This window comes from Mesorhizobium sp. WSM4310, from assembly GCF_007003935.1.
Taxonomy (GTDB): Bacteria; Pseudomonadota; Alphaproteobacteria; order Rhizobiales; family Rhizobiaceae; genus Mesorhizobium.
The window spans coordinates 33,903-48,743 of record NZ_VFTA01000011.1; the positions used below are offsets into that span (position 1 = coordinate 33,903).

Consider the following 14,841-nt stretch of genomic DNA (forward strand, 5'->3'; position numbering starts at 1 on the left):
GGGAGGGTGAAGCGCTGGCGCCCTACCGCCCCCTTGTGGGGAGGTCGGACCGGAGGTCCGGGTGGGGGGCGTGCCCGAATAAACCTCTCAGAACCCTGCTCTCCCAATGAACTCAGCCCCCAAGACCATCCTCGACATCGCCAACCTCTCCGTCAGCGTGCGCGGCGAGGATGGCGAGCGCGAGGTCGTGTCCAACCTGTCGCTGACGCTGGCGCGTGGCGAAACGCTTTGCATCGCCGGCGAATCCGGCTCCGGAAAGTCGATGACCGCGCTGGCGATCATGCAGCTCCTGCCGCAGCCTGCCGCCCGCATTTCATCTGGAAAGATCCGACTTGGCGATACCGACCTGGCTGACCTCGACGAGCGCCGGATGCGCCGCATTCGCGGCGACCGCATCGCCATGATCTTCCAGGAGCCGATGACCTCGCTCAATCCGGTGTTGTCGATCGGCCGGCAGCTCACCGAATCCATCGAGGCGCATACCAGCCTCTCGCCGGCCGAAGCCCGCCAGCGCGCCATCGAGGCGCTGAAGGCGGTGCGCATTTCGGAAGCCGAAAGCCGGCTAATTCAGTTCCCGCACGAGCTGTCCGGCGGCATGCGCCAGCGGGTGATGATCGCCATGGCCCTGGCGCTCGAGCCCGACGTACTGATCGCCGACGAGCCGACGACCGCCCTCGACGTCACCGTGCAGGGCGAGGTGCTGGAACTGCTGCGCGACCTGCAGCGCCAGCACGGCACCAGCGTCATCCTCATCACCCACGACATGGGCGTGGTCGCCGAAATGGCCGATCGCGTCATCATCATGCGGCATGGCCGCATGGTCGAGGAGGGCAAGACACCGGACATCTTCGCCCGGCCGCAGGCGGACTATACGCGCGAACTGCTGGCCGCCGTGCCGCGCATCGGCAGCGGCGTCGGGCGGCAGAAATCAAGGCATGTGGAGACGGCAACGCCAGCCAGCGTCGCCTTGGTCAAAGACCTGCATGTCCGCTTCGACCTGCGCGGAGGCGTCTTCGGCCGGGTCACCCGCCGGGTTCATGCGGTCGAGGGCGTCAGCTTCTCGGTCGCGCCCAACGAGACGCTGGCGCTGGTCGGTGAATCCGGCTGCGGCAAGTCGACCACCGCCAAGGCGCTGGCCGGGCTGGTACCTTACAGCGGCGACATCATCGTTGGCGGGCGCAATTTGTCGGGCCTCGGCCGCGACGAACGCAAGGCGGTGCGCCGCGACGTGCAGATGATTTTCCAGGACCCTTTCGCCTCGCTCGATCCGCGCATGCGCGTCGGCGACCTCGTCGCCGAGCCGCTGGTGATCCACGGCATCGCCTCAAGGGAAGAGCGCAGCCAGCGCGTCGCGGCCCTGTTCGAGCGCGTCGGCCTCTCGGCCGATCAGATGGAGCTTTATCCGCACGAATTCTCCGGCGGACAGCGCCAGCGCGTCTGCATTGCCCGCGCGCTCGCCTTGCGGCCGAAGCTGATCATCGCCGACGAAAGCGTTTCGGCGCTCGACGTCTCGGTGCAGGCGCGCGTGCTCGATTTGTTGAAGGAATTGCAGCGCGAATTCGGCGTCGCCTATCTCTTCATCTCGCATGACATGGCGGTGGTCGAGAACATCTCCGACCGCGTCGCTGTCATGTATCTCGGCCAGATCGTCGAAATGGGCACGCGCGACCAGGTCTTTTCCAACCCGCGCCATCCCTACACCAGGCGGCTGATCGAAGCCGTGCCGGTGCCCGATCCAGCGCGGCGCAGAAGCCGCTTCGCCCGCCTCGACCAGGAAATCCCGAGCGCCACCCGCAGGATCGGCGAGGCGCCGCTGAAACTGGCTTTGCAGGATGTCGGCAACGGCCACCTCGTCGCTGCGGACAGGTAGCGGGCATAATTTAAGTCGGCACGATGATCGGGACAGCGGGCGGCTGGCCTGCAACCTTCCGCATGGTCGACAGCAGGCGCGGAAAGACCTGGTCGGTGGAAAAATGCCGCCGCGCCTTGGCGCCCGCCTGCCTGCCGAGCTTCGTCCGCAACGGCTGGTTCCGGATCAGTTTCAGCGTGGCATCTGCCATCGCGGCCGGATCGGCCCGTTCGACGATGATGCCGGCATCGTCCTCGACGAAATCCGGCGCCCCGCCGCTGCCAGCGAAGCAGATTACCGGCAACTCGGCGAATGCCGCCTCCAGCATGACGCGGCCGAACGGCTCTTCGCGGGATGTCAGAAGAAACAGATCGGCAGCCCGAAGATAGCCGCGCACATCGTCGACATCGCCCAGAAATGTAACTTTTTCGTCCAACCCGTCCGCCCGCATCCTGTCGAGGTGCTGCGACCAGGTGCCGAGAGCTTCATCCCGTTCCCGCTCCGGAAACGAGCCGAGCCAGTAGAAATGATAGTCCTCGACCCCACGGGCCCGAAGAATTCGGGCCACCTCGATAAACAGGTCGGCACCCTTGCGGAATGGCATTGCGAGGCCGGATCCCAGGACGATGGTCTTGTCCACGGGCCAGCCGGCCAGTCGGCGACGTTCAAGACGCTGGGTTTCCTGACCGGGATCGGCGCCGGGCTGCGGAACCGCGCTTGGAATGACGTCGATGGCGTTCGTTTCGACCTTGTGCTCGGCCACCAGGTAGTCCCGGACGCTTGGCGAACACGCAACGAATCTCCGCGTGTGGGAAACCACATCCTCCATGTCGTCCTTGGCGTATCGGGCGACGCTCGTTGCCAATTCCCTGGCATGCGTCAGGATAGGAATGCCCAGTTCCCCAAGCAGCGCATGCACACGGCCGGTGGCCAGGCTGTTGCAATAGATGAGGTCCGGTCTGCCACCGTACCAATCGGCGATGCGGGCCAGCTTCGTGGCGGTCATCTCGGTTGGCGAAACCAGATCGTCCAGAAGGGCGGTATCGACAATGCGTCGAAACTGTTCGAGCCGTTCACCGCCTGCCAGGCACAGCACCTTGATCTCCAGCTCGGTGTGCGATTGCAGCCATTGGACGATGTCGATCAACGAAGCCTGCGCCCCACCGAGAGCCGCATCGTGCGAAACGAACAGAACGCGCCAGGACGCGCCCCCGGGGAATTTGCCGGCCGCTGACGGAGCCGACAGGACGTTCCGCGTCTCTTGCAGATAGGCGTAGCCATAGCGGGCGTCAGGCTCGAGATAGGCTCCCTCCGCCCACTCGTTCCAGGCATTGACGAAGATCAGGCGGCTGTCGAAATCGGCGAAACGATCGCATGTATCGGCGACCGCGTTGGCGAGCCATTCTGCGTAGCGGGGCGGCGATGCGTTCACCAGAATGTGGGCTGCCTCCATCCTCCGTGCGGTGTTGTCCCAGGAAGGGCAAAGTCCGCGAAACAGCGTGTAGGGAACCTGTGGGTAGGCGCGGCTGCGTTTGAGGAGCTCCGTCCAGTCGAAGATCTTTCCCCTGAAGCCGCTCTTGAGCGTTGGAATTCTGCCGCTGATCTCGCGAAATTTCCCAAGATTCGGTGGGAATTCGACGGCGGCGTCGAATCCGAATTCGGCGGGATCGTCCTTGTCGAACGACTGCGGGTAGGCAAGAAAAATCTCGCCGATGCCGGCTTCCCGGCAATAGGCTCTCCAGCGTTGTGCTGTTTCAGCGGCCGACGGAAACAATCCTGGCCGGTAAATCATCAGAAGAGGCTTGCCGCCGATGCGGATGTATCGCCGGTCGCGAAAATAGCGGGATACATATTCGATGAAGGCCAGGTCGTCCTCGGGTGAATGCGATTGCGCAATCAGCACCTCCTGTTCGAGCCCATGCCAACGGCGGCTCCAGGGTTCATTTGCCCAATTGATGCAGAAGCCCAGTTCGTGCGCATCGTTTTCGACGAATTGCCTGATCGGCATCTCAAGGACGCGCTTGCCGTTGAACCAGTAGAAGTGAAAACAGAACCCCGAGACGCCGTACTGAAGGGCAATCTCGATCTGTTCCTTCTGGATGTCCTTCACTCTCAGGTCGTAGAAGCCGAGGTCCGCCGGCCGCCTGGGCTGATAATGATCATCGAACTGCGGCGCCGCGCGTGTCACATTCGTCCATTCCGTGAAACCCTTTCCCCAAAAGGCGTCATTTTCAGGAATCGGATGAAACTGTGGTAGGTAGAAGGCAATGAGGCGCGCCTTCAGTGCGACGGGTCGCCTCTCGCTGGATCGCGGCACGTAGGTGGCGGGTCTCTGGATGGCGCCGGCATTTGTGCCCGGAGCACGTCGGGGGCTGCGCCCCTCGATCTTGCCGAAACGAATGTAGTGATCCAACGGATTCATCGAGGCGGCAGCCACGTCGGGATTTTTCGTCAGATAGTATTCGTTGTCGAAGTTCGGACTCGGGTTTCGCGACTCCGCGACACCATGCCTGATGTAATGCAGGATCGGATCTTTCCCGCTCCGGGCTACATCCGGATTTTGAACCAGATACCACGACACATCGAACAGACCGCTGGCTCGAATTCGTTGCCGCAGGCGAAATCTCTTCCATCGGCTTCTGCTGGTGAGCGATCTTACCAAGACCAAGAATTCGGATCTATCCAAACGGGTCTGCCTCGCGGGAATCCGTCGTCATGTCACCATCCGAGGCAACGCCGATCTTTGTGCAGATCATTCCAAGAACACGCTCGAGGGCATGCTGCAATGTGCCGTCTTGTTGGCCTGTCTCCTCGGGAAAGGCTGCCAAGGGCAGATCGAGCCGTCGCAGCGGTTCCAGCGCGTCGCGACGAACCCAGAACATCGTCCCGGCAAAGAAATCGAGGGGAGAACTGGAGGGCATCCCCATTGCCTCCAGCAGATTGAGGGCCATCGCCCTGTTCTCGCCCCACGCAGCCTTCTCCCCCTTCCATTCATTGGGCATCCGAAAGCGTCCGGATCCAATCATCTGGATGTCGGGAGAACGTTCGAACTTGGCGATGATGCGGTCGACCACGCCGCGGGATCCGATCAGGTCGAACGCACTCGCCTGGCGCCAGATCTCGCCGAGAACCATGCGCGGCCCGCTCTGCCCCGACTTCTTGCCATGCAGCTTGCAGATAAGATCGAAGGGATCGAACTTTCCTTCGCGAAGCAATTGGATGAAGGGGCCGACGTCGCGGCCACGATTTTCGTAGACCGTGATCTCGGCACCCGGAAATCTCGCCTGAACGCGTTGCGCGAGTGCCGCGTCAGGCCGGGTCAGCGTGAGAAAGAGCTGGAATTGACGACCGGTCGCTTCCAGCAACGCCTCGAACTCGGGCCAGAGATCGGGGTAATGCAGGTGAAGCGCCACGGCAATCTTCGGCTCGGCGGTGGGCCGGCGTTCGAGGGCCTCGGCTGGCGGACCATCAAAGTGCCGCGACAGGGTCTTCTGCAGATTGTCGCTCGCAGGGCCAAAGCCCCAACCGGCAAGACTGCCGAGGGCGCGGGCCAATTCACGCCCTTGCGGTCCCGAGATGTGCAAGAGAGGCTGCAAGACCAGGCCTTCGCCGAGCGGCAGCTGAAATCGCTTATGGCGACGACGCCGACGCAGCAGCGCGCCAATATCCCCGATGGCTAAGGGCCGAACACTCGCCGCGACGACGTCGCCTCTATCAAATTGCAGTCCCAGGCCGCCTTCGCTACTTGTGAGCAGATAGGACGTGCGCGTGGTGACCGGCACATAGACGACCCTGTCCGCATGTCCTGGGCGGCGAACATCGAGCCGGAGAAACGGCATCGACCTCTCTGTCGGCCAAAGCTCGACGACATAGCGTCCCGGCGCGTGGATGTGGATTTCGCCCACGGCACTGCTTGGGTCGACGCTGTCGCCTTTTCGCGGCTCGCGGGACAGGACATCAGGCAAGGCAACGCTCGTGTCGGCAGCGTCAGGCGACATAGCCGCCGTTCCGATTCGCGCGCGATCGGTCAAGGATGCTGTCGAATATGCCAATCAGCCGGCCCAGGGAATTGATCAATCTGTTTCGATTAAGCGTCAGGCAATAGAAGCCTATTTTCGTCAAGTAACGGAGTATGTCTACAAATGGGCTATAGGCGATGCCGTATTTCTTGCGCAAGTGGATCTCCGATCGCATCTTAGAGCGATACCGGAAAATACGCGCCCGGGTTGATTGCGCAACCGATGTGCCAATGTCGTGGACAGCATGCGCGCCACTGACAAGGATCATGGGCTCGTCACGCTGCAGCAGACGATATGAAAGGTCGTCATCCTCGAAATACAGGAAAATATCCTCGTCAAACCCGCCCGTATCGAGGAAGAGCGTTCGTTTGATCATGAACACGCCGCCATTGACGAAGCGGACGCAACAATCTCCCCAGACCTGCCGGATGCGTGTGGGCAGCGACATGCCTGAAAGACGATCGATCTCGCTCTCCTCGCGAAACCAGAGCCGGCCATCCACCGTATTGGTGCGCGGCACGAAGACGCGGCAATTTGGATAGCGTTCAGCCGCCTGCATGAGCGCATCGACGGCGTCCGTCCCAAGACGCACGTCGGGGTTGACGAACAGCAGATACTCACCCGTCGCCGCCGCCGCCCCGATGTTGCAGGCGCGCCCGAAGCCGAGGTTTACAGGATTGTCGATACGATGAACGGCAAGGCCGGACAGCGCGCCGGCAAGATCGTCGGTACTTGCATTGTCGACGCATACGATCTCCACCCCTGGAGGCAGGCGCGCGAGCGCCCCCCGCACGGTATGCGCGCTGTTATGCGTCACAGTAATGGCAGTTATCGACCTGTTCATTGCCAAAGCCATCCTGATACCTCAGTTGGCTTCCCCCGTGGAAAGGTTAGTGATCCGTACGCAATCTAAGCGCTGTGACTCCGGTGGTCGAGTCCATACTCCCGACTAAGTTCGTGGGCATGGACGCGCTGTCCCGCCAAGCCGCCGGTCACGGTTCACATGGTCTTGCTGCTTCCGAGGTTTCCGGCTGGCGTGATGGCCAGTCGCCTTGGCTGCCCTCGTGGCGGTAAACTCCCGGCGAGGAAGGGCTGCTTCGAACCAGAAATCCGCAACGGCCCCTTGCCGTTATTCCCCATCTTGCTCATGTTCAATACCGCTTGCTGGTGATCGTCCGGGGGAACGGTCGGATTCATCATGGGAGGAAGTCGATAATGAAGGTATGCTATTTCGTTTCCGCCGCGCTTCTTGCCGCGGCCGCTATCCCCGCCTCGGCCGCCGAAATTTCCGATGGAAAAGTCAAGATCGGCATCCTCAATGATCAATCCGGCGTCTATGCCGATTTCGGCGGCAAATGGTCGGTCGAGGCGGCCAAGATGGCGATCGAGGACTTCGGCGGCAAGGTACAGGGCGTGCCGATCGAGATCATCAGCGCCGACCACCAGAACAAGCCTGACATCGCCTCCAACATCGCGCGGCAATGGTACGACACCGAACAAGTCGATGCCATCATGGAGCTGACGACCTCATCGGTCGCGCTCGCCGTCCAGGGGATCTCCAAGGAAAAGAAGAAGATCGACATCGTTACCGGCGCGGCAACCACCGATCTCACCGGCAAGCAATGCTCGCCCTACGGCTTCCACTGGGCCTATGACACCCATTCGCAGGCGGTGGGAACCGGGGGCTCCCTCGTGCAGCAGGGCGGCGACAGCTGGTTCTTCGTCACCGTCGACTATGCGTTCGGCTATTCGCTCAAGGAGCAGACCGCCAAATTCGTCGAGAGCCACGGCGGCAAGGTGCTTGGCGAAGTGCGTTATCCCCTGGGGTCGACCGATTATTCATCCTTCCTGCTGCAGGCGCAGTCGTCGGGCGCCAAGGTCGTCGGGCTGGCCAATGCTGGCCTCGACACCTCCAACTCCATCAAGCAGGCGGCCGAATTCGGCATCGTCCAGGGCGGCCAGCGCCTTGCCGCGCTTCTGTTCACGCTGGCCGAGGTGCATGGGCTGGGCCTTCAGGCCGCGCAAGGAGTCGTGCTGACCGAGGGCTATTACTGGGATCGCGACGACAAGAGCCGCAAATTCGGACAGCGCTTTTTCAAACGCACCAACCGCATGCCGAACATGGTCCAGGCCGCGACCTATTCGGCGGTGACGCAGTATCTGAAGGCGATCGACAAGTCCGGCACCGACGCGACCGAAGCCGTCGCCAAGCAATTGCATTCGATGCCGGTTGACGACGCCGTGACGACCAACGGCAAGGTGCAGGCGGACGGCAACATGGTCCACGACATGTATCTCTACCAGGTCAAGGCGCCCGGCGAGAGCACCAAGGACTGGGATTATTACAAATATCTCGCAACCATCCCCGGCAACCAGGCCTTCCTGAGCGAGAAGGAAAGCGGCTGTCCAACCGCGGCCCAGTGATCGGTGCGGCCCGTGGCGCCGTCTGATCTCAACGCCAACGAGCCGCCGGTGGTGCTCTCCGCCCGCGGGCTGCGGCGCGATTTTGCCGGCTTCGTCGCCGTCAGGAATGTCGATCTCGATGTCCGCCATCGCAACATCCATGCGCTGATCGGGCCGAACGGCGCCGGCAAGACGACTGTCTTCAACCTGCTCACCAAGTTCCTGGCGCCGACCAGCGGCAGGATCGAACTGCTCGGCCACGACATCACCCGCACGCCACCGGCAAAGGTGGCGCGCATGGGGCTGGTGCGATCGTTCCAGATATCGGCGATCTTTCCGCACCTCAGCGTGCTCGACAATGTGCGCGTCGCATTGCAGCGGCCGGGCGGGCTCGGCGTCCAGTTCTGGCGCTCCCTGGCGGCGCTCGATCGGTTGACGCCGCGAGCCGTCGAACTGTTGCGCTCCGTTGGTCTCGACGACGCCAGGAACAGGCTGGCCGGCGACCTTTCCTATGGAAGGAAGCGCGCGCTGGAGATCGCCACGACCCTGGCCCTCGACCCGAAGGTGCTGCTGTTGGACGAGCCGATGGCCGGCATGGGGCATGAGGACGTGGCCATGGTTTCCGACCTCATCCGTTCGGTGGCGCGCGCGCGCGCGGTGCTGATGGTCGAGCACAATCTGACTGTTGTCGCCGATCTCTGCGACTGGATAACCGTCATGCAGCGCGGCGAGGTGCTGGCGGCCGGCGACTACGCGACGGTCAGCCGCGACGAGCGGGTGAAGGTCGCTTACATGGGCACCGCAGATGACTAGTGCCGCCCCCCTGCTTGCGGTCCGCGGCCTCAACGCCTGGTATGGCGAGGGCCATGCGCTGCACGGCGTCGATCTGGAGGTGTTTGTCGGCGAGACGGTCACGCTGCTCGGCCGCAACGGCGTCGGCAAGACGACGACGCTGCGCGCCATCATGGGGCTGATCCGCACGCGGACCGGCGAGGTCGTTTTCGACGGCGCGGATCTGATGCGCCTGCCGCTGCACCGCACCGCGCATCAAGGCATCGGCTTCGTGCCGGAGGAGCGCGGCATTTTCGCGACGCTGACGGTCGACGAGAATCTGGTGCTGCCGCCGGTCGTCGCCGAGGGCGGCATGAGCGTCGCGGAGATATTCGACCTCTTCCCCAATCTGAAGGAGCGCCGCAACAGTCCCGGCACGAGGCTGTCGGGCGGCGAACAGCAGATGCTGGCGATCGCCCGCATGCTGCGAACCGGCGTCAAGATGCTGCTTCTCGACGAGCCGACCGAGGGCCTGGCTCCCGTCATCGTGCAGCGCATCGGCGAGTTGCTGGTGACGTTGAAGAAGCGCGGCATGACGATCCTGCTGGTCGAGCAGAATTTCCGCTTCGCCAGCCGTGTCGCCGATCGCTTCTACCTGATGGAGCACGGCAAGGTCGTCGCAGGGTTCCCGGTCGGCGAACTGACGAACCGCATGGGGCAGCTCCACGACGTTCTGGGTGTATGAGGACGCCATGACGATGATCTTCGGAATCCCCGTCCAGGCACTGCTTGGCCAATTGCTGGTGGGGCTGATCAACGGCTCCTTCTACGCCATGCTGAGCCTGGGGCTGGCCGTCATTTTCGGCTTGCTGCGCGTCATCAATTTCGCCCACGGCGCCCAGTATATGCTCGGCGCCTTCGTCGGCTACCTGCTGCTCACCTATCTCGGCATCGGCTACTGGCCCGCGCTGATCCTCGCGCCGCTGATCGTCGGCCTCTTCGGCATCGCGGTCGAGCGCCTGGCGCTGTCGCGGCTTTACGACACCGATCCGCTCTACGGCCTGCTTTTCACCTTCGGTCTCGCGCTCGTGCTCGAAGGCATATTCCGCTATTACTACGGCGTGTCGGGAAACGCTTACGCCGTGCCGCCGCTGCTTGCGGGCGGCACCAATCTCGGCTTCATGTTCCTGCCCAACTATCGCGGCTGGGTCGTGGTCGCCTCGCTGATCGTCTGCTTCGGAACCTGGGCGCTGATCGAGAAGACCAGGCTCGGCTCCTATCTGCGCGCGGCAACCGAGAATCCCCGTCTCGTCCAGGCCTTCGGCGTCAACGTGCCGTTGCTGCTGACGCTGACCTACGGTCTCGGTTCCGCCCTTGCCGGGCTTGCCGGCATTCTGGCCGCCCCCGTCTATCAGGTGAGCCCGCTGATGGGATCGGATCTCATCATCGTCGTCTTCGCGGTCGTCGTGATCGGCGGCATGGGGTCGATTCTTGGCGCGATCGTCACCGGCTACATGCTCGGCCTCGCCGAGGGCCTGACCAAGGTCTTCTATCCCGAGGCGTCCAACCTCGTGGTCTTCGTCATCATGGCGATCGTGCTTCTCGTCCGGCCGGCCGGTCTGTTCGGGAGGGATGCCTGACATGTCGGAAGGGACATCTGACATGGCCGGGCCGTCGCCTCGCGAGACATCGGCCGGAACCCCGGCATGGCCCGAATGGACGCTGGTCGGGCTCGCCATAGCGGCGCTGCTGGTTGCGCCCTTCCTGGTTTATCCGATCTTCCTGATGAAGATGCTGTGTTTCGCGCTGCTGGCCTGCGCGTTCAATCTCCTGCTCGGCTACACCGGCCTGCTGTCGTTCGGCCACGCCACCTTCTTTGGCGGCGCCGCCTATTTCACCGCGCATGCCGTCAAGGTGTGGGGCTGGCCGCCGGAAGCCGGCATCCTGCTCGGCATGGCGGGCGGCGCGCTGCTCGGCCTGGTCATGGGCTTCTTCGCCATTCGCCGGCAAGGCATCTATTTCGCCATGATCACCCTGGCGCTGTCGCAGATGTTCTTCTTCTTCTGCGTGCAAGCGCCTTTCACCGAGGGCGAGGACGGCATTCAGGGCGTGCCGCGCGGCATGCTGTTCGGCGTCCTCGACCTGAACGTCTCGCTGAACATGTACTACTTCGTGCTCGCGGTATTCCTCATCGGCGTTTTCGCCATCTGGCGCATCGTCAATTCACCCTTCGGCATGATCCTGCGCTCGATCCGGGAGAACGAGAGCCGCGCCATTTCGCTGGGCTATTCCGTCGCCAACTACAAGCTCGGGGCCTTCGTCATGTCGGCGGCGCTGGCCGGGCTGGCAGGCTCCCTCAAGGCGATCGTCTTCCAGTTCGCCACGCTCACCGACGTCACCTGGCAGATGTCGGGCGAGGTGATCCTGATGACGCTTCTGGGCGGTATCGGCACCATGGTCGGGCCGATCGTCGGCGCCAGCCTCGTCGTCGGGCTGGAGAACACGCTTGCCACCTCCGGTTTCCCGGTGACCATCGCCACCGGGCTGATCTTCATGGTGTGCGTGCTGGTCTTCCGGCGCGGCATTGTCGGCGAACTTTATGCACGGCTTCTCAAACGACAGGGCAAGCACTGATCAGTCCCAGATCGACCGGGCGCGATTGACCGGGCCGCGCCAGGGCGCCGGCCAACGATAACCCGTTTGAGTGGCTACGGGCTTTGCTGCACAAGCTTTTCGAGTTCGGCGGTGCGCGCGCTCAGATCGTCCAGTTCAAACCCTTGAGATGTGAAGAAGGCGGCTTCTCCGTTGTCGGGATCGGCGGCAAGACGGTGCGTTTCCCGCAGATGATGTTTCAGCCAAGCGCGCTGCTCGCGCTGCAACCGGGCACGTTGAGGGCCATGCTCACGACGCATCAAGGTGTTGTAAGCGGCGTTCAACCTGGCATCGTACTTGTCGATCTCGACTTTCCCGCAATCCAGCATTTTCCCCGTGTAGCCGCCGGACTGGCTGACGCACGCCCTCATTTCATCATCGGTCTGTGCCACCGCGGGATGAGCCGTTGTCATGGCTAAAATTCCGAGGAAGCAGGCATATCGGAGCATGGAGGCGGTTCCTTGAAACCAAAGGCTGGATGCAGGTCAGGGTCTCTCTGTTTCGGCACGTCCTCTGGATCGGCAACAAGGGCGCCCACGATATGTTGGGCAGGCCGCGAACGCGTCAAGGTTTGGCCCGCTGTGCCCCCTTCACCCGTAACACCCGCGCTCCACCGCCAGCCGCTTCACCAGCGCCGACACCGCGTCGATCGCCGGTGTCGGCCGATCCGTCAGCCGGCCAAGCTCCTGCACCGCGCTCACCAGCGCGTCGATTTCCATCGGTCGGCCGCGTTCCAGATCCTGCAGCATCGAGGTCTTGTGCTCGCCGACATCGCCGGCGCCCTTGATGCGGCGGTCGACCCCGATCGGAAAGCGCACGCCGAGGCTTTCGCCGATCGCCTGGGCTTCCAGCATCATGGTGCGGGCAAGCGCGCGGGTGCCTTCGTCGGCGACGATTCCCGCCAGCGTAGAGCCGGTCAGCGCCGAGATCGGGTTGAAGGAGAGATTGCCCCACAGCTTCACCCAGATTTCGCTGCGTATGTCGTCGCGCACCGGCGCCTGCAGGCCGGCCTTGACCATTTCCTCCGCCAGTCGCGTGACCCGTTCGCTGCGTTCGCCCGAGGGTTCGCCGAGCGAGAAGCGCTTGCCTTCGACATGGCGGATGAGGCCGGGCGCGTCGACCTCGGCGGCGGGATAGACGACCGAGCCGATGACGCGCTGCGGCCCGATCCGCTGCCAGATCGCCCCTCCGGGATCGACCGCGCTCAGCCTTGTGCCTTCGAGCGGCCCGCCCAGTTGATGGAAATACCACCACGGCACGCCGTTCTGCATGGTGACGACGGATGTATGGTCCCCGAGCAGCGGCGCGATCTGGTCCAGCGCCGGGGTCAGCGAATGGGCTTTCAGCGCCAGCACGACAGTGTCCTGCACGCCGAGTTCCTCGCCCCTGGCGGCGGCTCTTACCGGCGCCACCGATTCCTCGCCGTCCTCGATCAGGCGCAGGCCGTTTGCCTGGATCGCTTCCAGATGCGCGCCGCGCGCGACGATCGACAGGTCGGTGCGGCCGGCGATCGCCAGCTTGGCGGCGAGATAGCCGCCGATCGCACCGGCGCCGAAAATGGTGATCTTCATCGTCAAAGCCCGAGTTTGGCGGCGAGCCCGATGCGCTGCAGCTTGCCGGTCGCGCCCTTGGGGATCTCGTCCAGGATCAGGACCTTGCGCGGCACCTTGAAGTCGGCGAGCCGCGTCGCGGCATGGCTGCGGATGTCGCTCTCCGTGGCGCTCATGCCTTCGCGCAGCACCATGGCCGCCGCCACCTCCTCGCCAAGCTTGTCATGCGGCATGGCGAAGGTGACGACCTGCGCCACCGCAGGATGGTCCATCAGCACGTCGTCGACCTCGAGCGGCGAGATCTTTTCGCCGCCGCGGTTGATGATCTCCTTCAGCCGGCCGGTGACGCGGAGATAGAAGTCCTCGTCGAGCACGCCCTGGTCGCCGGTGTGGAACCAGCCATGCGCGAAGGCCGTGGCATTGGCATCCGGGTTCTTCTCATAGCCTGCGGTGACATTGGGTCCGCGAATGACGATCTCGCCGGTCTCGCCGGCTTCCATCAGCCGCCCGTCCGGCGCCATCACCGCGACCTCCGGTCCGGCGCCGGCGCCGACGCTGCCCGGCTTGCGCAGGCCCGGCGGCAGCCGGTTCGACGCCATCTGGTGGGCGGCCTCGGTCATCCCGTAGGATTCGATCACCGGGCAGCCGAAGGTCGCTTCCAGTTCAGCCATCACTTGCGCCGGCAGCGACGCCGAGGACGAGCGGATGAAGCGCAGGCGTGCCGCCGCCAGCACCTCTTCATTGCGCGCCGCCCGCGGCAGGATCGCCTGGTGCATGGTCGGCACCGCCGTGTACCAGCTTGGCTTGGCATCGCCCAGCCACTGGAAGAAGCGCAGCGCGTTGAAACCCGGCGTGCAGTAGATGCTGCCGCCCGCTGCCAGCGACGACAGCACCGCCGCGATCAGGCCATGAATATGGAACAGCGGCATGATGTTGAGGCAGCGGTCATCGGCGTTCAGGCCGAGTGTCGCGCCGATATGGCGGGCGGAGGCGGCGATGTTGGCATGGCTGAGCGGCACCAGTTTTGGGCGCGATGTCGTGCCCGACGTGTGCAGCAGCAGCGCGATGTCGCCATCTCCTGCCATGTCGGGCGCCGCCTGCGGACCGATCGCCGCGCCCTCGATGGTGAAGCTGCCGGCAGGGGTATCGGGCTGCACGACAAGCCTGAGCACGCCGATGCCGAGACGTTCGGCAACCGCCACCGCCGGACCGCTCTCGTTCTCCGCGACCAGGATCGCCTTGGCGCCGATATCGGTGAGGTAGAAATCGAGCTCGTCGGCGCGATAGGCGGGATTGAGGGGCGCCGTCGACGCGACCGCCGCCACCGCGACGAAGGCGGTTGCCATCTCCGGCCCGTTCGGCAGCACGATCGCCACCCGGTCGCCCCGGCCGATGCCGAGCGCATGCAGCTGGTCGGCCGTGGCCGCGATCAGGCGGCGCAGCCCACCATGGCTGAGCGTCGCCCTGTCGGGCGCCAGGATCGCCGGCGCGTCATCGGCGCCGGCGGCGAGACGATGGGAGAGGTCTTTTGAATTCGTGCTCATGGTCACCGACTATGTGTCAAACGACTGCTTCTAGAAAGCCCTGGGAATGGTTC

General features: G+C 63.8%; 12 protein-coding genes. 6 read left to right on the forward strand and 6 right to left on the reverse strand.

Annotation, left to right across the window (positions count from 1 at the left end):
• Positions 1–106 precede the first annotated feature (106 nt).
• Complete coding sequence (locus tag FJV80_RS14140) at positions 107–1,870, forward strand: ABC transporter ATP-binding protein (RefSeq protein WP_095788548.1); 1,764 nt, start codon at positions 107–109, stop codon at positions 1,868–1,870.
• A 10-nt stretch (positions 1,871–1,880) separates the two neighbouring features.
• Here the strand turns inward: FJV80_RS14140 and FJV80_RS14145 are convergent, their stop codons facing one another.
• Genes FJV80_RS14145 through FJV80_RS14155 form a run of 3 tightly spaced genes read right to left on the reverse strand, consistent with a single transcriptional unit; the run spans position 1,881 to position 6,712 of the window.
• On the reverse strand, positions 1,881–4,517 hold the full coding sequence (locus FJV80_RS14145; RefSeq protein ID WP_142876700.1) for a glycoside hydrolase family 99-like domain-containing protein: 2,637 nt from the start codon (positions 4,515–4,517) through the stop codon (positions 1,881–1,883).
• 10 nt (positions 4,518–4,527) lie between these two features.
• A complete protein-coding gene (locus FJV80_RS14150) occupies positions 4,528–5,814 on the reverse strand; it encodes a rhamnan synthesis F family protein (RefSeq protein ID WP_185975209.1) in 1,287 nt (428 codons plus the stop codon).
• 22 nt (positions 5,815–5,836) lie between these two features.
• Positions 5,837–6,712, reverse strand: coding sequence for a glycosyltransferase family 2 protein (locus FJV80_RS14155; protein WP_245437763.1), 876 nt, complete (start codon positions 6,710–6,712; stop codon positions 5,837–5,839).
• 371 nt (positions 6,713–7,083) lie between these two features.
• Between FJV80_RS14155 and FJV80_RS14160 the strand changes: the two genes are divergently transcribed.
• Genes FJV80_RS14160 through FJV80_RS14180 form a run of 5 tightly spaced genes read left to right on the forward strand, consistent with a single transcriptional unit; the run spans position 7,084 to position 11,676 of the window.
• Positions 7,084–8,292, forward strand: coding sequence for an ABC transporter substrate-binding protein (locus tag FJV80_RS14160; RefSeq protein WP_142876701.1), 1,209 nt, complete (start codon positions 7,084–7,086; stop codon positions 8,290–8,292).
• A 12-nt stretch (positions 8,293–8,304) separates the two neighbouring features.
• A complete protein-coding gene (locus FJV80_RS14165) occupies positions 8,305–9,084 on the forward strand; it encodes an ABC transporter ATP-binding protein (protein ID WP_095773302.1) in 780 nt (259 codons plus the stop codon).
• Positions 9,077–9,787, forward strand: a complete 711-nt coding sequence (locus FJV80_RS14170) for an ABC transporter ATP-binding protein (RefSeq protein ID WP_142876702.1) — start codon at positions 9,077–9,079, stop codon at positions 9,785–9,787. Before FJV80_RS14165 ends, FJV80_RS14170 begins: the two co-directional genes overlap by 8 nt.
• Positions 9,788–9,794: 7 nt before the next feature.
• On the forward strand, positions 9,795–10,682 hold the full coding sequence (locus FJV80_RS14175) for a branched-chain amino acid ABC transporter permease (RefSeq protein WP_142876703.1): 888 nt from the start codon (positions 9,795–9,797) through the stop codon (positions 10,680–10,682).
• A 22-nt stretch (positions 10,683–10,704) separates the two neighbouring features.
• Positions 10,705–11,676, forward strand: coding sequence for a branched-chain amino acid ABC transporter permease (locus FJV80_RS14180; RefSeq protein ID WP_142876773.1), 972 nt, complete (start codon positions 10,705–10,707; stop codon positions 11,674–11,676).
• A 74-nt stretch (positions 11,677–11,750) separates the two neighbouring features.
• On the opposite strand, the gene FJV80_RS14185 is transcribed toward FJV80_RS14180, so the two are convergent.
• The 3 genes from FJV80_RS14185 to FJV80_RS14195 form a co-directional block, all read right to left on the reverse strand.
• Positions 11,751–12,143, reverse strand: a complete 393-nt coding sequence (locus FJV80_RS14185; RefSeq protein ID WP_142876704.1) for a lysozyme inhibitor LprI family protein — start codon at positions 12,141–12,143, stop codon at positions 11,751–11,753.
• Between the two features lie 141 nt (positions 12,144–12,284).
• The gene (locus FJV80_RS14190) at positions 12,285–13,265 is read right to left on the reverse strand and encodes a 2-dehydropantoate 2-reductase (RefSeq protein ID WP_142876705.1); all 981 of its coding nucleotides are present in this window, start codon (positions 13,263–13,265) and stop codon (positions 12,285–12,287) included.
• Between the two features lie 2 nt (positions 13,266–13,267).
• Positions 13,268–14,788, reverse strand: a complete 1,521-nt coding sequence (locus FJV80_RS14195) for an acyl--CoA ligase (RefSeq protein WP_142876706.1) — start codon at positions 14,786–14,788, stop codon at positions 13,268–13,270.
• Positions 14,789–14,841: the final 53 nt, after the last annotated feature.

Coding starts and splice junctions, on each gene's coding strand:
- FJV80_RS14155 (WP_245437763.1), bottom strand. CDS start 6,712: ATGAACAGGTCGATAACTGCCATTACTGTGACGCATAACAGCGCGCAT.
- FJV80_RS14170 (WP_142876702.1), top strand. CDS start 9,077: ATGACTAGTGCCGCCCCCCTGCTTGCGGTCCGCGGCCTCAACGCCTGG.
- FJV80_RS14175 (WP_142876703.1), top strand. CDS start 9,795: ATGACGATGATCTTCGGAATCCCCGTCCAGGCACTGCTTGGCCAATTG.
- FJV80_RS14190 (WP_142876705.1), bottom strand. CDS start 13,265: ATGAAGATCACCATTTTCGGCGCCGGTGCGATCGGCGGCTATCTCGCC.
- FJV80_RS14185 (WP_142876704.1), bottom strand. CDS start 12,143: ATGCTCCGATATGCCTGCTTCCTCGGAATTTTAGCCATGACAACGGCT.
- FJV80_RS14180 (WP_142876773.1), top strand. CDS start 10,705: ATGGCCGGGCCGTCGCCTCGCGAGACATCGGCCGGAACCCCGGCATGG.
- FJV80_RS14140 (WP_095788548.1), top strand. CDS start 107: ATGAACTCAGCCCCCAAGACCATCCTCGACATCGCCAACCTCTCCGTC.
- FJV80_RS14195 (WP_142876706.1), bottom strand. CDS start 14,788: ATGAGCACGAATTCAAAAGACCTCTCCCATCGTCTCGCCGCCGGCGCC.
- FJV80_RS14160 (WP_142876701.1), top strand. CDS start 7,084: ATGAAGGTATGCTATTTCGTTTCCGCCGCGCTTCTTGCCGCGGCCGCT.